Genomic DNA, 19,296 nt, shown 5'->3' with positions numbered 1-19,296 from the left:
GAGCGACGCCTGACACGCTCATGGCCCGGACCGTCGTCTCGGCGGCGAAGGCCCCGCGCGTCGCGTTCCCGCTCGCGCTCCTCGCCGGCGCGGCGACAGTCGCGTCGATCGGCGGCGACGGCGGCGCGATCGCCGGGATCGCCGCGGGGAGCATCGTCCTCTGGGTGCTCACGCCGGTCGCGCCCGCGTACACGGGGATCCTCGCGATCGGCGCCATCGCCGCGGCGCTGTCGCCCGCCGCCGCGCTCACGGGGTTCCGCTCGTCTGCGACGTGGCTCATCGGCTTCGGGCTGCTCATGGGGATCGCCACCCGGCGGAGCGGCCTCGCCGACGCGGCGGGCCGCGTGCTGACGCGCCGCGCGCTTCCGAGCGACGGGTCGGTCGACGCCCGGGTCGTCTACCGCCGGTTCCTCGTGGCGCTGTCGCTCGCCGCGCACGCGCTCGCGCTGCTCATCCCCTCGTCGCTCGTCCGGGTGCTGCTGCTCGCGCCGATCCTCTCGGAGATCGGGGGGCGGTTCGACTCGCGTCAGGCCCGGGTCGGCGTCTACCTCGGCCCCCTGTTCGCGACGTTCTACGGGTCCTCGGGCGTGTTGACCGCCGACCTGCCGAATATCATCATCTCGGGGCTCGGCGAGTCCGTCGCCGGGCACCCGATCGCCTGGACCGAGTGGCTCGTCCACATGTACCCGGTGATGGGGCTGACGCGGGTGTTCGTCGTCGTCGCCGTCGTGTACGCGATGTTCCGCCCGCCGGCGGGGAGCGCGGTCGACCGCTCCCTCGACGACGGGTCGGCGGAGCGCGTCGCCGGCGACGCGACCGGCGAGGCGGGGATCGGTCCCGCGGCCTCGGACGCACCGACGGGCCGGTCCCCCGCCCGGATGCTCGCGTTCCTGAGCGTCGGCGTCGCCGTCTGGCTCACCGACTTCCTCCACGGGCTCGACCCGGTCGTCGGCGCGATCGCCGTCGTCGCGCTCGCGTTCGCCCCGGGCGTCGGGGTCGCGCGGTTCGAGGAGGTCGGCGAGGAACTCGACGTCTCGATCCTGTTCTTCGTCGCCGCCGTGCTCGCGATCGGCGACGGGCTCGCGGCGACCGGGCTCTCCGAGCGCGCGGCGACGACGCTCCTCGGGACGGTCCCCGCGGACGCGCCGCTCGTCGTCGCGCTCGCGCTCGTGTTCGCGACGACGGTGCTCCTCGCGTTCGCGATGGAGGGGCTCGCCGTCGCCAGCGTCCTGACGCCCGTCGTGATCACCTACGCGGAGTCGGCCGGGCTGCCGCTGACCCCGGTGTTGATGATCGAGGCGCTGGGGCTGAGCAACTACTTCTTCCCCTACCAGTCGGCGGTGCTCATCGCCATCCTCGCCGAGGGGGACGTCGAGACGAGCGAACTGATCCGGACCACGGCGGCCTGCACCCTCGCGACGATCGCGGTGCTGCTGCCGATCCACCTGGGGTGGATGGCGGCGCTGTACTGACTCGCGGGAACGACCCCAAACGCTTTTGTCGTGGTACGTGAAGACATACGTACCTGTATGAGCGACACCAGTACGGACGAACCGGTGCTTATCGCCGGGGCCGGTCCCGTGGGGATGACGACGGCGCTGGCGTTACACGCCCGCGGCGTCGACGCGACCATTCTGGAGGCGGAGTCGGCGGACCGAGACCGGTCCGGCAGCCGCGCGATCTACGTCCACGGGTCGACCCTTCGGACGCTCGAGCGGGTCCACCCCGGGCTCGGGAAACGGCTCGTCGACGACGGCGTCGTCTGGCCCACCCGCCACACGCGCTGGCGCGGCAAGCAGGTGTTCCGCCGGACCTACGACTCGCCGGGCGGCGACGGCGAGATCCCGCACTTCACGAGCATTCCCCAGGAGTGGACCGAGGAGTACATGCACGAGGCCCTCGACGAGGCCGGCGTCGAGATCCACTGGGAGGCCGAGGTCGAGAGCGTGGAGACGACCGCGGACGGCGTCCACGTCGAGACCGCCGACGGGCGCGAGTGGGAGGGCGAGTACCTCGTCGGCGCCGACGGCGGCGGCTCGACGGTCCGCAAGGAGATCGGCGCCGAGTTTGAGGGGTCCCAGTCGGAGAACTCCTTCATCATCGCCGACGTCGAGGAGGTCGAGGAGGACCCGTACCCCTGCGAGCGGCTCTTCCACTACGACGACCCCGCGGCCGACGGCCGCAACGTGATGCTCGTTCCCTTCACCGGCGGGTGGCGGCTCGACATCCAGTGTCTCCCCGACGACGACCCGGAGGAGCTCTCCTCGGACGAGCGGATGCGCGAGTTCGTCTCCTCGGTGATGGGCGAGCGCTACGCCGACAACGTCACCTGGGTGTCCAGCTACAAGTTCCTCCAGGTGATGGCGGACACCTTCGTCGACGACAACCGGCGCGTGCTGCTCGCGGGCGAGGCCGCGCACCTGCTGGCGCCGTTCGGCGCCCGCGGGATGAACTCCGGGATCGCCGACGCCGACGAGGCGGCCTCCGCGATCAGCGTCGCGGTCGACGCGCGGACGGAAGCGGTGGCTCGCGACGAGGTCGAGCTGTACGCCGCCCGCCGCGAGAAGGCGGCGCAGTACAACCTCGAGGCGGCCGGACAGGCGCTCGAGTACCTCCAGGGGGACCACCCGGTCCCCGTCCTCCGGAAGGAGGTCGCCGCGTCGCTGGCCGACCAGTTCGAGGTCGCCGGCGAGTACCTCGACGACGCGCCGTACGGCCCCCACGGGACGCCGCCGATCGTCTCGACCGGGAACTACTGAACCGACGGGGGCACCCCACCCCCGCGAATGGGAACCATTTACATAGATCGGGGAGATAAGTGATGACGAACATGGTGCTTCAAGGCGACCTCGAGGACGTCGCTGCATCGCACGACGACCTCCCGGACGCGGAAGAGGTGTACGACCGGGACGAGCCGATCCCGCTCACGGAGGTGTTCGACGACGAGTTCGTGGGCGAACACACGGCGTTCGAGACGTTCGACGACCTCGTCGCCGCGAGCCCGTCCGACGCCGCGTCGGCGGCCGAGCTCGACTACGTGGCGGACGGCGACTGGGACGAGTTCGTCGCCGAGGAGACCGAGTTCGACGACGAGGAGGCGTTCGTGACCGCCGGCCGCGACCACTGGGTCGCGACGCGGCTCGGCCTCGTGTAACTCGTTCGCCGCCGCCTCGAACAGCGTTCTCGCAACGCCTTCCGTTCTCGCTACGTGTTCCCGGTATCGCCGGTGTCCGAGAGCGCCCGCATCGATCGGGCGCAGCCACGCCGATCGTGAGCGGACACGCCGATCGCGACGGCGGCTCCGTCTGAATCGTTTCCGTATAGCGAACATAATCGTCTTAGTCGATCATGATCGTCGTCGGACGCGGTCCCGGTCTCGCCCCGTCTCCGTCTCTCGATCGGTGATGGCGTTACATTACTATGTTTGTAATTTGTGTCGGATCCCCAATGATCGATCGGCCGAAATATGTTCTCTCACAAGAAACAGCGTGTCGTACGGCGCGTCCGCGGCCCGTGTCACTCCTCGGAGCCCCGTTCCGGTGGCACGCGATACGCGTCGGTTTCCGCCCGCGCGAACCGCTTCGAGAGCGTCGCGTAGTGTTCGTGCACCTGCGAGATCTGTTCGCGTTGTCCGTCGGTGAGGGGCCTGGTCTCGGCCGGCGTCCCGTACGCCAGGTGCCCCTCGGGGACCGTCGTCCCGCTCGGCACGACCGCGTTCGCGGCGACGAGGCAGTTCGACTCGACCGTCGCCCCCTGAAGCACGGACGACTGCATGCCCACGAGGACGTCGTCCGCGACGGTCGCAAAGTCGACGACGGCGCCGTGGCCGACCGAGACGCGGTCGCCCAGCTCGGCGCCGTGCAGCGTCGTGAACTCCTGGACGTTCGTCTCCTCGCCGACGGCGACCGGACCGCGGTCGCCGCGGAGGGAGACGAGCGGCCACACGCTGGCTCCGGACGCGACCGTCACGTCCCCGGACAGGACGGCGGTTCGGGAGACGTACGCGTCGTCGGCCACCTCGGGATCGGACCCGTCGAAGGGAATGCGCATGGGTCGCCCTCGCAGAGGCGACGTAAATGCGTGCCGGCGGGAGCGGGGCGACGGCGAGGGAACGCGATCCCGCTCAGCGGTACGTGAGGTTCAGCTCGAGGTCGTTGACCGCCGTCAACAGCCGGTCCGCGTACTCGTCGTGGCACCGCTCCTCGGTCAGCCGGTTCGCCGCCCCGGCGATCGAGAGCGCGCCCTGCACCTCCTCGCGGTGAACGATCGGCGCGCCGATCGCGTGGATCCCCGTGAGATCCTCCTCGAGGTTCAGCGCGTACCCCCGGTCGCGGGTCCGCTCGAGCTCGGCCAGCAGCTCGTCGACGTCGGTGATCGTCCGAGCGGTCCGCCGGGGGAGGCCGTGCTCGTCGACGATCTCGCGGACCCGCTCCTCGGAGAACCGCGAGAGGATCGCCTTGCCGCCCGAGTTGAGGTGGAGGTGCGTCCACGTGCCGACGAGCGAGTCCACGTTGATGTCGAGCGACCCGCCGTCGCCGAACAGGTACATCGCCATCCCGTTCTCCTCGACGATGAGCCACACCATCTCGCCGGTCTCCTCGGCGAGTTCGCGCACCCGCGGTTTCGCCTTGTGGAACACGTCGTACCCGTTCCGAACGAACGAGCCGTACTGAAACAGCCCGAGGCCGAGCCGGTACTCGTCGCCGCGCTGGACGACGCACCGCTGGTCGACGAGCGTGGCGAGGTGCTTGTGCACCGCGCTCTTCGAGAGGTCGAGCTCGTTCGCGATCTCCGTGACTCCGGCCCCGCCGCGGTCCTGTAACACGCCGATGACCGCGAAGGTCGTCTCGACCGCCCCGACCGTTTGCGGATCCGTTTCGTCCATACGTGTCGCCTGTGGGGCCAGGATAAAAAAGATCGTGTTCGTCAATCGTGAACGATCCCGAGTCGACTGTGAACGACTCCGGGGGCTGTGAACAATCCCAGAGTGGTCGTGAACGACCCCCCGGGGGCGACTCGGCGCTCCCCGCTCAGAACGGGTACTCGCGCGGCTCGTGCTGGATCGAGATCCACTTGTTCTCGGTGACTTCCCGGAGGAACTCGTCGGTGTTGTATCCGCCCATGCCCGAGGCGCCGGTGCCGCTGAACGGGACGTGCGCCTCGTCGTTGATCGGCTGGTCGCCGATGTGGACCATGCCGGTCTCCATGCGGTCCGCGATATCCTTCGCCGTGCCGAGATCACCCGCGTGGACCGACCCGGAGAGGCCGTACTCGGTGTCGTTCGCCAGCGCGACCGCCTCGTCCACGTCGGAGAACGGGATGACCGGCGCGATGGGGCCGAAGTGCTCGTTACACGCCGCCGCCATGTCGTTGGTCACGTCCGAGAGGACGGTGGGTTCGACGACCAAGGAGTCCTCGACCCCGTCGAGGTCGACGATCCCGCCACCGGTTTCGAGGGTCGCGCCGGCGTCGACCGTCTCCTCGACGTACGCCAGCATCTTGTCGCGCTGCGTCTCGTCGATGACGGGGCCGAGGTGGACCTCGTCGTGCGCGCTGCCCGCGGCCAACCCCTCGGCGCGCTCGGTCAGCTTCGCGACGTACTCGTCGTAGGCGTCCTCGTGGACGAGGTGGCGGTTGATGGAGATACACACCTGTCCCTGGTGGATGAACGACCCGAACACGGCGCTGTCGACCGCGCGGTCGACGTCGGCGTCGCCGGTGACGACGTGGGCGTTGTTTCCGCCGAGCTCCATCGCCGGCACCGCGAGGTTCTCGCCGGCGGCGGCGGCCACGCGCCGCCCGACCTCGGTCGAGCCGGTGAACGCCACCACGTCGCTCTCGGGGTGTCCCGCGACGCGGTCGCCGATCTCCGAGCCGCGGCCGGTGACGACGTTGAGCGCGCCCGCCGGGAGGTCGGTCTCCTCGAAGAGCTTCGCGAACAGCAGCCCGCCGCTTATCGGGGTGTTCGTCGCCGGCTTCAACACGACCGCGTTGCCCGCGGCGAGGGCGGGGAACACGGCCCGGGCGCTCAGGTTCAGCGGGAAGTTCCACGGCGAGATCACCGTTACCACGCCCTTGGGCTCGCGCTGGACGAGGTTCTCCTTGCCGGGGATGTTCGAGGCAATGTGCTCGCCCTTCATCCGACGGGGGAGCGTGGCGGCCTCGCCGGCCTGATCCATCGCCAGGTGGTGTGAGGTGTGTCCGTACCCGGCGGTTCCGCCCGCCTCGTGCGACATCAGCTCGACGATGTCCGCCTCGGCGTCGTCGAGCGCCTGCAGGGCCTCTCTGACGACCTCCTCGCGGGCCGCCGGGGGCGTCGCTCCCCACTCGTCGCTCGCGCTCGCGGCCGCCTCGTAGGCCGCGTCGACGTCCGCCTCCGTCGCGGCCGCCACCTCGGTGAACGCCTCCCGCGTCGAGGGGTCCTCGACGGGAATCGTCCCCCCGTCCGCCGCGTCGACCCACGACCCGTCGATGTACAGGCTGTCCCAGTCGCTGTCAGGGCTGATGTCGTCTGGCATCGTCGGTGGTAGCTCCGTCCGCCGACCTAATAGGTGTGTGGTAACAGTCGTGACACCGGGGGAAAACGCGCTCGCCGACCGGGGCCCGGCCGCCGATCGCCTCGCGGCGCCGGTCACTCGTCGGCCAGTTCGAGGAGCGCACCGACCGCGCTCGCCCCCCGCTCGGGCGCCTGAAACGTCGGGACCCCGGCGGCTTCCATCTCCAGCCGCTCCTCCTCGAAGCTCTCCGGACCCGCGACCGTAAAGCAGATCGGCTTGTCGAGGTCGTCGGCCAGCGCCTCCAGCTCCTCGACCGGATAGCCGAGCGACCGCTCGTAGATCTCGTAGACGACGACCGCGTCGACGGCGTCGTCCCGGGCGACCGCGTCGATCACCTCGCCGAACTCGGGGAGCGGCCGACCGGTGTCGACCGGGTTCTCCGTGTAGGTGATCCCATGTAACAGCTCCGTCACCCGTTCGTCCGTCTCCTCGGCGAGGGCGGGGAACGACGCCCCGCGCTCGCGCAGCTCGTCGGCGACCAGGATCCCCGGCCCCGCCTGCGCCGTGACCAGCCCGACGTTCCGGCCGTCCGGCGTCGGCGCGGACGCGACGGCCCGCGCGGCGTCGACGAGCTCCGTCACGGTGTCGACGAAGACGACGCCCTCGCCCGCCAGCGCGTCCTCGTAGGTCTCGCGGCGCTGTATCGGCGCCCCGGTGTGTGACCCGACGAAGTCGCCGAGCTCCTCGCTGCCGGCCTTGAGCATCACCACCGGCGTCTCCGCGTCGCGGAACGCGGCGATCGCGTCGTCGACGTCGTCGGTCCCCTCGACGTGGACCGCGATCGCGTCCGTGTGCGGGTCGTCGTCGAGGACCGGGATCAGGTCCGCGAAGTCGACGTTCGCGCGGTTCCCCAGCCCGAACATCGCCGAGACGCCGTACTCCTCGCGGTCGAGCTGGAAGGCCCCCGTGACGCCGATGCCGCCGCTCTGAGCGACGAGCGCGACGCCGCCCGTCTCGACGTCGCGGATCTCCGGGACGAACGACCCGTACAGATCGAGGTGCGGAATGCAGTAGCCGGCGGTGTTCGGCCCGAGGACCGTCACGTCGTACTCCTCGGCGATCGCGGCGACCTCGGCCTCGCGCTCGCGGCCGGCCTCGTCGACCTCCCCGAACCCGCCCGCGAAGATCACCGCGGCGCCGACGCCGGCTTCGCCGCACTCCTCGAGGACCTCGGGGACGACCGGACTCGGGACGCAACACAGCGCCAGGTCCGCGTCGGTCTCGCCGACCGAGTCGACGAACTCGTACCCGTAGACGCTCCCCGTACTGCCGGGGTTCACCGGGTACACGTCGCCGTCGTACGAACGGATGTTGGTCATCGCGTCGTTGCCCAGCTTCCCGGGGGTCTTCGACGCGCCGATGACGGCGATCCCGTCCGGATCGAAGAAGTCAGTGACTCCCATGGAAACCGTACTATCGAACAGTACAATGAAAATACCGGAGCCGGCGCCGGTCGCTCGGCGGTCCTCGAGGCGCGTCGCCGATCGGTGGATCCGGTGGAACCCGCATCGCGTTTCTCCCTCCGGCCCCGTAAAACTAAAAAATACGATAGTTCTGATATTATATAAGATTACGAATATAATCGTCCGAGTCGAGCTCGCGTCGTCGGTCCGCGAGGTCTCGATCGCGTCGTCACCGCTTTGTTCCGATAAATTGGCCGAATTATGTAGTTTCACGCCACTTCAGCAGACTACCGGCGTCCGCGTTGACCGATCGCTTCAGGTGGACGAACGCTCGGTCGACGCGACTTTCTCGAACGTTCGAGTCGACGTATTCGGCCGTTTTAGACTATATAGACGCTTATTATCCGTCGATCGGCCTCTCGATTCCACCGGTAGGCCAGATAGTATGGATGCAATTATGAATTTGATAGAAGATATACTTAAAATTGATAGGAAAGCCGATGCGCCGAGTGGTGTACGGGGTCGAGGGGACGTCCGAACGCGGGAATTTCGACCTTCCCAGTCCGTTATCCCTCCCGAACCACGCTCCCTCAACGCGAGGGTCGACTCCTCGCCGTGGTTTATAAGCCGTCCGCCGCCGATCGGCCGGTATGCGAGACACTACTGAGGACGCGGGCGGCGAGGCCGACGAGCCGACCCCCGTCGTGAAGCGCGGCGACGAGATCGGCTACGAGCCGGTTAGCGCCGCCGAGGGGCTCCGGAAGGGGGTCCTGATCGACGAGTCGGACGGCGCTCCGAACTTCGCGGTGCGGCGCTTCGAGCTCGCGCCCGGCGCCGCGGTCCCGCGGCACACGAACGCGGTCGAACACGAGCAGTACGTGCTCGCCGGCGAGTACGTGGTCGGGATCGGCGAGGAGGAGCACGTGGTCAGGCCGGGCGACGCGCTCCTCATCCCGGCGGGCGTCGAACACTGGTACCGGAACGAGGGCGATGAACCGGGGGCGTTCATCTGCGCGGTGCCGAACGGGGACGACGAGATCGAACTGGTCGAGTAGCGGCGGAGTCGGGCGGCGGGTCCGGGTCGCCGCGCGCTACTCCAGCGTCCCGACCCGGTCCGCGACGTAGCCGAACTGGTCGCGGTAGCCGTACGGCGACAGCAACACCGGGTAGAAGGGCTCGTCGGCGCGGAGCTGCTCGTCGCCGGCGGCCGCGAACGCCTCGCCCGTCTCGACGCGCTCGAAGTTGCGGGCGAACACCTCGTACGCCTCCGCCTCCGGCTTGGGGATCCGGTCCCGGAGCCGGAACACCTCCACGTCCTCGCGCCCGCCAGCGTCGACCACGTCCTCCGCGCCGGGCGCGGGGGCGACGCCGGTCGCCGCCAGGAACGCCCGCGCGAGCCAGTAGGCGTTGTCGGCGGCACCCTCGGAGCCCTGCAGGCCGGCCTCCACTTCGAGCGTGTGCGGGTGCTCGATGAGCCGGCCCTCGGTGAACGCGTCCGTCTGGATCACGGCGTCGACCGGGAGGTGCGGGGCGACGGCGCGGGCGACCTCGTCCATCGAGTCGACGACGGCGAACGGCTCGGCGTACGACTGCGTCGAGTGGATCGCGAGCGTGGAACAGCCGTCGAGCGCGTCGAGCAGCTCGGCGGCGAGCCGCTCCTCGTGCGCCTCCGCGTCCGGATCGCCGGGGAACGACCGGTTGAGGTCGACGTCGAGGTACCGGACCCCGGCGTCGAGCGCCGCCTCGTTGGCGACGATCAGCCGGACCGGGCGCTCGACGTCGAGGTCGGCGTCGAGGAGCCGTCGGACCGCGCGGGCGCCGCAGGGCTCGTCGCCGTGGATCGCGCCGACGACCGCGACCTCCGGCTCCCCCTCGCCCAGATCGTGTACGTCCATACCCTAGCGACGCGCTCAGTCGGTAAGTGGCGTTCGGATCGCCGGTACGCCATTAGAGCCAATCAAACACATACTCGAATAGTGGGTGATAGTCAACCCCACTCTCCTATCACGACTTGATTACGGCAACATAGGCGAATAGTCCAGTCAGCGCGGACACTATGATGGCCACGAAATTAACACCGAGTCCAACGGATCCGGGCAGGTTGCTGTTGATCACCACCCAAGTGACCAACGTCAAGATTGTCATGAGGAGTCCAATCACCTGTGCAGCTTGTCTAACCACGGTACAACACCTCTAGTCGAATCGATGCTTTAGTTGGAAGCATCAATCGATAATGAGAGCCGATAGATACTTTGAATGGCCGCTGAAACCGGGTTTTAGTGAACGAGGATAGCGATTTGGCGAACGTACATCGGCATTACGTGAACGCTGAACGTGGTGATGAAGGCATACCAGACCACTTCAAGAAACGCTTGGATAACAATCCACAAAACGAATTACTACAGGAAGCAGTATTCCGGGAGCTGTGGTACAGCGACGATACGATACATTCGCTCCGGTCGCTTGAGTCAATATTCGATAATAATCGTCAAACGATTTCGGACCGACTTGATGAAATGGTTGAGCAGGGTATTCTCAAAAAAGGATCAATAAACAATGGCGATTATTGGTGGATTAAATTTCCAGACTCTAAACACCCTCTACCGCGAGATATTGTCGTTCATCCCGAGCCAGGTTCGGAAGAAATGTCTGTCAACGAGTTCTTTGACCAAACTCACGTCATAATTGGCGCTGTCGCTCTCCTAGCAACTGCTGTCGGGGGAGCGATGGTATTACTCGGCGCGTTCCAAACGACGGGAAATACTATCTTAGGGATTCCTGTCGAAGAACTGCTGAGGCTTGGCGTATTAACGTTGCTTGCTTCATACATATTCCTGCTCTTAGCCGTCGTTATGTGGATTATCAGCAGATCAATTGTCTCCAAAAACTCAGAAATACGCTCAATTCTTGGACAAGATTGATTCCAATTTCGGTCTCTGAATAAAAAGTAGACAGGATCGTATTCCCGTTCTAAACACTATCTAATCGATCCGCTCCGCGTACTCGTAGTCGGCCGGGTACGCTTCCGGGCGGGCGCCGTCGATGGGAATCTTCCACCCGTCGATCGCGGCCGGGTCGTCGAGCGCGGCCCGGAGCGTCGCCCGGACCTCGTCGAGATCGACGCCGTAGAAGTCGCCCGGGAGCCCGCGGAGGTACTCCAGCGCGGTCTCGAACAGCGACCGCATCCCGTCGTCGTTCCCGAAGTCGACGCGCTTGTACGCCCCCGCCGCGACCTGCACCATCCCGTGGCAGAAGGCGCTCTCGGCGGTGCCGCTCCCGTAGTTATACCACTCGTCCTCGAAGCAATCGTGCGATTCGTGGTAGTCGCCGGCGTTGAACAGCCGGACGCCGTGCTCGGTCGCGCGCCGGAGGGTGGCGTGCTCCCAGTGGCCGCCGGCGATCCGCGCGTCGGCGGGGGGCGCTTCGTCCGCGGCGTCGCCGCTCTCGCCGTCAGCGCCCTCCCTCGCGACGCCGTCGTCCGCGACGCTCTCGCCCCCCGCGTGCCACCCGGTCGGATTCCCGAGCGGCGGGGCGACGCCGGGGTCCCGGGTGTGCTCGTCCATGGGAACGCGTCGCGTCCGCAGCGACCTAACCGTTTCGCGGGGATCGAACGGTTCTTTCCCCCGCCGGGCGTCGGGTCCGCCAATGGACGTCGGCCTCCTCTCAGCGATCGGCGCCGCGGTCGTCTGGGGGACCTACATCTTCGTGCTGAAGCGCTCCTTTGCCGGCTACCCGCCCGCCGGACTCACGGTGTTGATCAACGCCTCGGCAATCGCGTGGTTCCTCCCGGTCACCGTCGCGACGACCGATCTCCCTCCCGACGGAATCGGGGGGAGCGTCGGGGCCGTAACCGGCGTCGACCCCGCCGCCGTCGCCGTCGTCGCCGGGACCGCGGCGGCGACCGCGGCCGCGTTCGTGCTCTTCCTCCGGGCGATAGACGAGGGCGACGTGTCGTACGTGACCCCGATCAACAAGGTCGTCCCGATGTTCGTGCTCCCGCTGGAGGTGCTGTTGCTCGGCGAGGTGCTCGCGCCGATACAGGTCGCCGGGGTGGTCGTCGCCACCGCCGCGGTGTACGTCGCGAACTACGAGCCCGGCAGCCTGATCGCGCCGCTGGTCGGCGCCGTCCACTCGCGACCGGCCCAGCTCGCGCTGCTGAGCGCGGCGTGTTACGCCGTCTCAGACCTCGGGAAGCGGGTGGGGCTCCAGGAGCTCGCGATCCCGGGGACGCTGTGGGTCCCCCTGCTGCTCGCGGGCGCCGGGCTGATCCTGCTGCCCGCCGCGGTCCGGACCCCGCCCGCGGTGAACAGAGCCGACGTACCGAAGTTCCTCGCGGCCGGCGCGCTGGTCGCGCTCGGCGAGCACCTGACGACGGTCGCGTTCGCGGCGCTGCCCGCGAGCGTCGCCTCTCCGGTGATCAACACGCAGGCCATCGTCGCCGTCGTCCTCGGCGGGGTCGTCCTCGGCGAGCGCTACTTCCGGGTCCGGCTCGTCGCCGCGCTCCTCGCGGTCGTCGGCGTCGCGATGATCGCGCTGTGACGGCCCGGCGAGAGTCCTGCCGCTACCCGAGACACACTTGTTCGCTCGGCGCCTTCCCCGGGTATGAACTCCGCGCCGGGATCCACGCCGATCGACCACGCGGGGTCGGTCGTCGACGCCCTCGGCGACGGCGCGTACGTCCTCGACGCGGACCGGAACCGCGTCTTCGTCAACGACCGGCTCCGCGAGGTGACCGAATTCGACGAGGAAGACCTCCACGCGCCGCACCCGGAGCGGCTCGTCGAGGAAGGGTACTGGAGCGTGGACGCCGGCGAGCGCTACCGCGAGGCCGTCGAGCGGGTGCTCGCGGGCGCGTCCGACGACGAGCGCGTCCAGCTCACGACGACGCTCGGCGACGGGTCGACGGTCACGACCGAGACGCGGCTGACGCCGATCGAGCGCGACGGGGTGGTCGTCGGTGTCGTCGGCGTGATCCGCGACGTGACGGACCGCGTCGAGCGCGAGCGCGAGCTGGCGCGGCTCAACGAGCGGCTCGAACGCCTCGCGGGGTTCCTCTCGCACGACCTCCGGAACCCCCTGTCGGTGGCGAGGGGATACGTCGACCTCGCCCGGGAGACCGGGGAGGTCGACGGGCTCGACGCCGCGGAGAGCGCCCTCGGTCGGATCGAGGCGATGATCGACGAGGCGCTCGTGATGGCCCGCGATCCGGACGAGGTCGACACCGCGGCCGAGCCCGTCGACCTCGCTGCCCTCGCGGCCGACTGCGCCGAGTCCGGCGACTTCGGCGACGAGGTGGACCCGGCCGCGCTCGTCGTCGAGGACCCCGGCCCCGTCGGCGGCGACCCGACGCTGCTGCGCCGGGCGCTCGGGAACCTGATCGGGAACGCCTTCGACCACGCCGGCGCGTCCCCCACGGTCCGCGTCGGCGTCGACGACCGCGGCGTCTACGTGGCGGACGACGGCCCGGGGATCGACGCGGACGACTTGGACGAGGTGGCCGCGTTCGGCGTCTCCCACGGGGGCGGCACCGGGATCGGGCTCGCCATCGTCAAGCGCGTCGCGGCTGCGCACGGGTGGGAGCTGGACCTCGGCGAGTCCGACGCCGGGGGGTTCCGGGCGACGCTGGTCGGTGCGGAACCGATGAAATAAAAAGCGCCGCCGTCGAACGACGACTCGCGTGCGAGGGTAGCCAAGCCCGGAAACGGCGGCGGATTCAAGCTCCGCTCCTGTAGAGGTCCGTGGGTTCAAATCCCTCCCCTCGCATCGCCGGGGTCCACCCCCGTGATGCGGAAGACCGCTCTCGGAGCGCTCTTCCCTCGCAACACTTCACTCGAACTCGCCTAGCGTCGGCTATTTATAAACGGGATCGGGAGCGGCGATCAGCGACATCGATCACAGAGTCACTACGGATGCGGTGGCGCGCGCCTCCGAGCGCCCTGATAAGGGCGCGAGTAGTGAGAGACCGAAGGTCTCTCTGACAGCCGGCGGCGACGCCGCCGGCGACGCCGCCGGCGAGAGCGCGTGCGAGGGAGTCGCTGGCGCCTTTTAAGGCGCCAGCGACGAGGCTGGGGAGGTCTGAGGTGCGGAGCGGTGCGGGGCGGGACTCAAAGGGGCAGCCGGGAGGTGGGCAGAGGCGATGCAAGCACCGCAACGAGTGAGCGAAGCGAACGAGTGAGGAGCGTGGTTCGAAACGGCGGAGCCGTTTCGTCATCACGAGACGCCGAAGGCGTCTCGAACGACAGCGAGCGTCTGCCCACCTCCCGGCTGGGGCTTTGGAGCTGTTCACCGGCGATCCGCAGTCAACGACTTATAAGCAAGCGGCTGGGGCTTTGGAGGCGTTCGCCGCGGAGCCACCGATTACTTATAAGCGGCCACCGAGACCGCTGAAGCCGTTCTCCACTCCACCGCTAACCGCGTATCCGCGATCGACCCAGCGCGATCCCGGCGAACGCGACGACGGCGAGCTGGACGCCGACGGCGACCGCGGAGCCGAGCGTGGTGACGGCCGAGATCACCTCCTGACTGGGGCCGGTCCACAGCAGCACCGCGGCGGTCCCGACGAGGTACACGAGTCCGCCGACGGCGCCGGTGGCCAGCGTCGTCGCCCGGGCGTCGACCGCGCCGCCGGCGCGGCCGACCCGATACGCGGCGCCGAGCAGCAGCCCGTAGACGAGCACGAACGCGGCGAAGCGGCCTCCGAGCGTGTACAGGCTGAGCGCGCGCGGGCCGGGGACGCCGATCGACGACTCCATCACGACGGTCGGAACGCGACGCGTGACGCTGAGCGCGGCCGCGACGACGGCCGCGACCGCGGGAGGGAGCGGGGACCAGGTCATGGGTCGACCAGACGGTGCGCCCGCCCGCGATGAGTGCTTTTCGCTCCGTCGCGCCCCTTCCGTTCCGCGGTCGCGCCCGGTCCGCACGGCCGCCGCGGAATCCTCACGAACGTCCACCCGAAACGAAGGGTCCGAAACGGTTTTGCCGGCCCCTGACGGACGGTCGATATGCCAACGGATCCCGACACAGGGTACGACCCCTCGCTGGGTCGGAAGTTCGTGTTCGTCACGGGCGGGGTGATGTCCGGACTGGGCAAGGGTATCACCGCCGCCAGCACCGGGCGCCTCCTCGCGAACGCGGGCTTCGACGTCACCGCCGTGAAGGTGGACCCCTATCTCAACGTCGACGCCGGGACGATGAACCCGTACGAGCACGGCGAGGTGTACGTCCTCAAGGACGGCGGCGAGGTCGACCTCGATTTAGGCAACTACGAGCGCTTCCTCGGCACCGACATGACGTTCGATCACAACGTCACCACGGGGAAGACCTACCAGCACGTCATCGAGCGCGAGCGCGCCGGCGACTACCTCGGCAAGACCGTCCAGATCATCCCGCACGTCACCGACGACATCAAGCGGCGCATCCGGGAGGCCGCCGAGGGGAGCGACGTTTGTCTGATCGAGATCGGCGGGACGGTCGGCGACATCGAGTCGATGCCGTTCCTCGAGGCGCTCCGCCAGTTCGCCCACGAGGAGGACGACGAGGACATCCTCTTCACCCACGTCACCCTCGTCCCGTACTCGAAGAACGGCGAGCAGAAGACGAAGCCCACCCAGCACTCGGTGAAGGAGCTGCGGTCGATCGGGCTCCAGCCGGACATCCTGGTCGGGCGCTCGGAGGACCGGCTCGACCCCGAGACGAAAGAGAAGATCGCCCTGTTCTGTGACGTGCCCACGGACGCCGTCTTCTCGAACCCCGACGTCGAGGACATCTATCACGTCCCTCTGATGGTCGAAGACGAGGGGTTAGACGAGTACGTGATGGAGCGGCTCGGGCTCGCCGACGAGGCACTCCCGAAGGCGGAGCGCTCGACGGAGTGGCGCGACCTGGTCACCCGGGACCGCGAGGAGGAGATCGACGTGGCGCTCGTGGGCAAGTACGCCCTCGAAGACGCCTACATGTCGATCCACGAGGCGCTGAAACACGCCGGGATCCAGACGGAGACCGAGGTCAACGTGCTGTGGGTCGACGCCGACGAGACCCGCGCGGAACACGAGGAGCGCCTCGCCTCCGCCGACGCGGTCGTCGTCCCCGGCGGCTTCGGCTCCCGCGGGACGGACGGGAAGATCGAGGCGGTCCGGTACGCCCGCGAGAACGACGTGCCCTTCCTCGGGCTCTGTCTCGGCTTCCAGATGGCGGTCGTCGAGCACGCGCGCAACGTGCTCGGGCTGGAGGGCGCCCACTCCGCGGAGATCGACCCCGACACGCCCCACCCCGTCATCGACCTGCTCCCCGACCAGTACGAGACGGAGGACATGGGCGGGACGATGCGGCTCGGCGCCCACGAGACCGACATCGAGCCCGGCACGCTCGCCGCGGACGTGTACGACGCCGACTCCTGTACGGAGCGCCACCGCCACCGCTACGAGGTGAACCCCGAGTACATCGACGAGCTGGAGGCCGACGGGCTCACCTTCTCCGGGCGGGCCGACAACCGGATGGAGATCCTCGAACGCGCGGATCACCCGTTCTTCTTCGGCACGCAGGCACACCCCGAGTTCCGGTCGCGGCCGGACCGCGCGAGTCCGCCGTTCGTCGCCCTCGTGAAGGCGGCGCTCGGATCGACGGACACAACCGAACGGAACGCGGACGTGAGGCTATAGATGGTCGAGACGGAGGAATTCATCGAGGAAGCGAAAGCGGAGATCCGGGAGGCGATCGGCGACGCGAACGCCGTGATCGCGCTCTCCGGGGGCGTCGACTCGTCGGTCGCGGCGACGCTCGCGTACGAGGCGGTCGGCGACCAGCTCACCCCGGTGTACGTCGACACGGGGCTGATGCGGAAAGGGGAGACCGAGGAGATCCGCGACACGTTCTCCTTCATGGAGTCGCTGCGGGTGATCGAGGCGCAAGACCGGTTCTTCGACCGGCTCGCCGGCGTCACCGACCCGGAGGAGAAGCGCCACGTCATCGGCGAGGGGTTCATCGACGAGTTCGAGACGGTCGCCCGCGACGTGGGCGCCGACTACCTCGTCCAGGGGACGATCTACCCCGACCGCATCGAGTCCGAGGGGAACATCAAGTCGCACCACAACGTCGGCGGGCTCCCCGAGGTCGTCGACTTCGAGGGGATCGTCGAGCCCGTCCGCGACCTCTACAAGGACGAGGTCCGCGAGGTCGCTCGGGCGCTCGGCCTCGAGGAGATCATCTCCGAGCGGATGCCGTTCCCCGGCCCGGGGCTCGCCGTCCGGATCGTCGGCGAGGTGACTCCCGAGAAGGCCGCGGTCGCCCGCGAGGCGACCCACGTCGTCGAGGAGGAGTTAGAGGAGTACGACCCGTGGCAGGCGTTCGCCGCGGTCCTCGGCAAGGCGACCGGCGTGAAGGGCGACAACCGCGTGCACGGCTGGGTTGTCGCCGTGCGCTCGGTCGAGAGCCGCGACGGGATGACCGCGCGCGCCCAGGAGCTCGACTGGAGCACGCTCCAGCGCATCCAGAGCCGGATCACCGGCGAGAACGAGAACGTCGCGCGTGTCGTCTACGACGTGACCCACAAGCCGCCGGCGACGATCGAGTACGAGTGATGGCGGACGCCACCGCCACCACCGACGACGCTCGCCCCGACGGCGGTCGCGCCGAGGGTCGGATCGCCGTCGTCGCCGGCCCCGACGAGCACGGGCTCGGCGAGGAGCTCGCGGCACTCGGCGTCGAGATCCGCCGCATCGAGGGGCTCGTCACCGCCGACGCGCTCTCCGAGGCCGGCATCGACGAGGCCGCGTACTTCGTCCTCACCGACGTGGAGGAGGCCACCGGGATCCCGATCGCGAAGGAGCTGAACCCGGACGTGCTCGCGGTGACGTACGCGGAGCGGTCGCTGCCGGAGTTCGTCTCGGGCGTCGCCGACCTCGCGGTCGACCCGGCGCTGATGGACCCGGAACTGGTCGCCGAGGAGCTGGAGAACGGGACGATCGACGGCTGAGGTTCGGGGGAGCGGTCGCCCCGGGTATTCCGGGCTACTCGTCGCGTTCTCCCCCGCTGCTCGAGCCGACGCGCCGCCGTTTCCGGAGCGACAGCCACGCAGCACAGCAGAAGGCGACCGCGACGGCCGCCGTCGTGAGCGCGAACGCGACGCGGTAGCCGGTCTCGGTGTAGACGACGGTCCCGGAGACCACGTCGCCGGTGCGGTACCCGTCGAGGACGACCCCCATCGCGGTCGGGAGGACGGCCCCCCCGAGGAACCCCGCCCCGTTCACGGTCGCCGTGGCGACGCCGCTCGCCTCGGGCGGGTACTTCTCTTTGATTATCGGGAGCGAGAGCATGACGAACCCGAGGCTGAACCCCACGAGGAAGAACACGCCAGCGACCGCGACGAGCGGCGGATCGCCGACCGCGGGCACGACCGCGAGCACGGCCGCGAACAGTCCGAGCCCGGCGATGAGCGGGCCGTGACGGCGACCGACCCGGTCGGAGACGCGTCCGACCGTCGGCGCGCCGACGAGCATTCCGACCGCCCCCGCGAGCGTGAACGAGGAGGCGGTCGTCACGTCGAGCCCGTACACGACGACGAGGTACGGCACGCCCCAGAGCCCGATCACGGTGAGGATCGTCCCCATCGCCGAGAAGAAGACGACAGACAGCAGCCACTGGTCGGGGTCGCCGAGCAGCGTCCGGAGGTGGCCGCCGGTCTCGCGGAGGCTCGCCGTGGGCTGTTCCGGGACGTTCGCGATCGGTTCGAGGCCCGCGTCGCTCGGCGAGCGGCGCACTAACGCGGCCACCGCGACCGCCGCCGCGAGGCCGACCGCGGCGAGCGCGCGCACGGTCGGGCGCCACCCGATCAGGTCGATGGCGACCGCCAGCGGCACCGTCGCGAGGATCGCGCCGAGCCCGGCGATCCCGGTCGTCACGCCCGTCATCGTCGCGAACTCGTCGACGCGGAACCAGCTCGCGCAAAAGCGGAGCGTGGCGATGAAGATCACGCCGCTGCCGAGGCCGATCACCGCCCGGGAGAGGAACGCCGCGAGGTAACTGCCGCTGAGCGTGAACGCGACGGCGCCCGCGCTGAGGACGACCGCGCCCGCTGCGCCGACGTACCGCGCGCCGTACCGGTCCGCGACGACGCCGGTCGGGATCTGGACGACCGCGTAGACGACGAAGAAGGAGGCGTGGAGCGTCCCGAGCTGCGAGGCGGAGATCGCGAACGCGTCGACCAGCTCCTCGGACAGCACCGCGGTCGAGAGGCGGTGGACGTTGACGAGCAGGAAGACGGCCGCCAGCGACCCCCACCCGAGCCAGCGGCGCTTCGCGGGGTCGGTGAGCGCGCTCATGTGGGGCGATCCGCGAGC

General features: G+C 68.9%; 18 protein-coding genes and 1 tRNA gene. 11 read left to right on the top strand and 8 right to left on the bottom strand.

Annotated elements, in window-relative coordinates; all coding sequences use genetic code 11:
- Nucleotides 1-20 precede the first annotated feature (20 nt).
- The 3 genes from JIN95_RS08440 (at nucleotide 21) to JIN95_RS08430 (ending at nucleotide 3,154) form a co-directional block, all read left to right on the top strand.
- Nucleotides 21-1,472, top strand: a complete 1,452-nt coding sequence (locus JIN95_RS08440) for an SLC13 family permease (RefSeq protein WP_200531089.1) — start codon at nucleotides 21-23, stop codon at nucleotides 1,470-1,472.
- 57 nt (nucleotides 1,473-1,529) lie between these two features.
- Nucleotides 1,530-2,759, top strand: coding sequence for an FAD-dependent monooxygenase (locus JIN95_RS08435; protein ID WP_095637630.1), 1,230 nt, complete (start codon nucleotides 1,530-1,532; stop codon nucleotides 2,757-2,759).
- Between the two features lie 71 nt (nucleotides 2,760-2,830).
- On the top strand, nucleotides 2,831-3,154 hold the full coding sequence (locus tag JIN95_RS08430; protein ID WP_200531088.1) for a hypothetical protein: 324 nt from the start codon (nucleotides 2,831-2,833) through the stop codon (nucleotides 3,152-3,154).
- Between the two features lie 362 nt (nucleotides 3,155-3,516).
- Here JIN95_RS08430 and JIN95_RS08425 read toward each other — a convergent pair whose 3' ends face one another.
- From JIN95_RS08425 to JIN95_RS08410, 4 genes are all read right to left on the bottom strand, one after another.
- Nucleotides 3,517-4,050: a gamma carbonic anhydrase family protein gene (locus JIN95_RS08425; protein WP_200531087.1), complete on the bottom strand. Its 534-nt coding sequence runs from the start codon at nucleotides 4,048-4,050 to the stop codon at nucleotides 3,517-3,519.
- Between the two features lie 73 nt (nucleotides 4,051-4,123).
- On the bottom strand, nucleotides 4,124-4,885 hold the full coding sequence (locus JIN95_RS08420; RefSeq protein WP_200531086.1) for an IclR family transcriptional regulator: 762 nt from the start codon (nucleotides 4,883-4,885) through the stop codon (nucleotides 4,124-4,126).
- 145 nt (nucleotides 4,886-5,030) lie between these two features.
- The gene (locus tag JIN95_RS08415) at nucleotides 5,031-6,518 is read right to left on the bottom strand and encodes an aldehyde dehydrogenase family protein (RefSeq protein ID WP_200531085.1); all 1,488 of its coding nucleotides are present in this window, start codon (nucleotides 6,516-6,518) and stop codon (nucleotides 5,031-5,033) included.
- A 113-nt stretch (nucleotides 6,519-6,631) separates the two neighbouring features.
- On the bottom strand, nucleotides 6,632-7,960 hold the full coding sequence (locus JIN95_RS08410; protein ID WP_200531084.1) for a CoA-binding protein: 1,329 nt from the start codon (nucleotides 7,958-7,960) through the stop codon (nucleotides 6,632-6,634).
- Nucleotides 7,961-8,610: 650 nt separating this feature from the next.
- Here JIN95_RS08410 and JIN95_RS08405 point away from each other — a divergent pair.
- Nucleotides 8,611-9,015 carry a cupin domain-containing protein gene (locus tag JIN95_RS08405; RefSeq protein WP_200531083.1) on the top strand — a complete coding sequence of 135 codons (405 nt, stop codon included), beginning with the start codon at nucleotides 8,611-8,613 and terminating at the stop codon, nucleotides 9,013-9,015.
- A gap of 36 nt (nucleotides 9,016-9,051) precedes the next feature.
- Here JIN95_RS08405 and JIN95_RS08400 read toward each other — a convergent pair whose 3' ends face one another.
- On the bottom strand, nucleotides 9,052-9,855 hold the full coding sequence (locus JIN95_RS08400) for a succinylglutamate desuccinylase/aspartoacylase family protein (RefSeq protein ID WP_095637636.1): 804 nt from the start codon (nucleotides 9,853-9,855) through the stop codon (nucleotides 9,052-9,054).
- Nucleotides 9,856-10,239: 384 nt separating this feature from the next.
- Between JIN95_RS08400 and JIN95_RS08395 the strand changes: the two genes are divergently transcribed.
- Nucleotides 10,240-10,881 carry a hypothetical protein gene (locus JIN95_RS08395; protein WP_200531082.1) on the top strand — a complete coding sequence of 214 codons (642 nt, stop codon included), beginning with the start codon at nucleotides 10,240-10,242 and terminating at the stop codon, nucleotides 10,879-10,881.
- 60 nt (nucleotides 10,882-10,941) lie between these two features.
- Here JIN95_RS08395 and JIN95_RS08390 read toward each other — a convergent pair whose 3' ends face one another.
- Nucleotides 10,942-11,523, bottom strand: coding sequence for a DUF309 domain-containing protein (locus JIN95_RS08390; protein ID WP_200531081.1), 582 nt, complete (start codon nucleotides 11,521-11,523; stop codon nucleotides 10,942-10,944).
- A gap of 82 nt (nucleotides 11,524-11,605) precedes the next feature.
- Between JIN95_RS08390 and JIN95_RS08385 the strand changes: the two genes are divergently transcribed.
- From JIN95_RS08385 to JIN95_RS08375, 3 genes are all read left to right on the top strand, one after another.
- Nucleotides 11,606-12,499 (top strand): EamA family transporter, encoded by an 894-nt coding sequence (locus JIN95_RS08385; RefSeq protein WP_200531080.1) that lies wholly within the window; start codon nucleotides 11,606-11,608, stop codon nucleotides 12,497-12,499.
- A 63-nt stretch (nucleotides 12,500-12,562) separates the two neighbouring features.
- Complete coding sequence (locus JIN95_RS08380; protein WP_200531079.1) at nucleotides 12,563-13,609, top strand: PAS domain-containing sensor histidine kinase; 1,047 nt, start codon at nucleotides 12,563-12,565, stop codon at nucleotides 13,607-13,609.
- A gap of 30 nt (nucleotides 13,610-13,639) precedes the next feature.
- A tRNA-Leu gene (locus JIN95_RS08375) sits at nucleotides 13,640-13,723 on the top strand.
- 644 nt (nucleotides 13,724-14,367) lie between these two features.
- On the opposite strand, the gene JIN95_RS08370 is transcribed toward JIN95_RS08375, so the two are convergent.
- Nucleotides 14,368-14,796, bottom strand: a complete 429-nt coding sequence (locus tag JIN95_RS08370) for a hypothetical protein (protein WP_095637640.1) — start codon at nucleotides 14,794-14,796, stop codon at nucleotides 14,368-14,370.
- A gap of 168 nt (nucleotides 14,797-14,964) precedes the next feature.
- Here JIN95_RS08370 and JIN95_RS08365 point away from each other — a divergent pair, with 168 nt between their 5' ends.
- Genes JIN95_RS08365 through JIN95_RS08355 form a run of 3 tightly spaced genes read left to right on the top strand, consistent with a single transcriptional unit; the run spans nucleotide 14,965 to nucleotide 17,933 of the window.
- Nucleotides 14,965-16,620, top strand: coding sequence for a CTP synthase (locus tag JIN95_RS08365; RefSeq protein ID WP_095637641.1), 1,656 nt, complete (start codon nucleotides 14,965-14,967; stop codon nucleotides 16,618-16,620).
- A complete protein-coding gene (gene guaA, locus JIN95_RS08360) occupies nucleotides 16,621-17,538 on the top strand; it encodes a glutamine-hydrolyzing GMP synthase (RefSeq protein ID WP_200531078.1) in 918 nt (305 codons plus the stop codon).
- Nucleotides 17,538-17,933 carry a CTP synthetase gene (locus JIN95_RS08355; RefSeq protein ID WP_234699179.1) on the top strand — a complete coding sequence of 132 codons (396 nt, stop codon included), beginning with the start codon at nucleotides 17,538-17,540 and terminating at the stop codon, nucleotides 17,931-17,933. The genes guaA and JIN95_RS08355 overlap by 1 nt, the downstream gene beginning before the upstream one ends.
- 34 nt (nucleotides 17,934-17,967) lie before the next feature.
- On the opposite strand, the gene JIN95_RS08350 is transcribed toward JIN95_RS08355, so the two are convergent.
- Nucleotides 17,968-19,278, bottom strand: a complete 1,311-nt coding sequence (locus tag JIN95_RS08350; RefSeq protein WP_234699178.1) for an MFS transporter — start codon at nucleotides 19,276-19,278, stop codon at nucleotides 17,968-17,970.
- Nucleotides 19,279-19,296 lie beyond the last annotated feature (18 nt).

Origin of the sequence: Halorubrum sp. LN27 (genome assembly GCF_016635065.1) — an archaeon.
Taxonomy (GTDB): Archaea; Halobacteriota; Halobacteria; order Halobacteriales; family Haloferacaceae; genus Halorubrum; species Halorubrum salipaludis.
The sequence above is the reverse complement of the archived record's forward strand: the minus strand, read 5'-3'. Positions and strand labels throughout refer to the sequence as shown.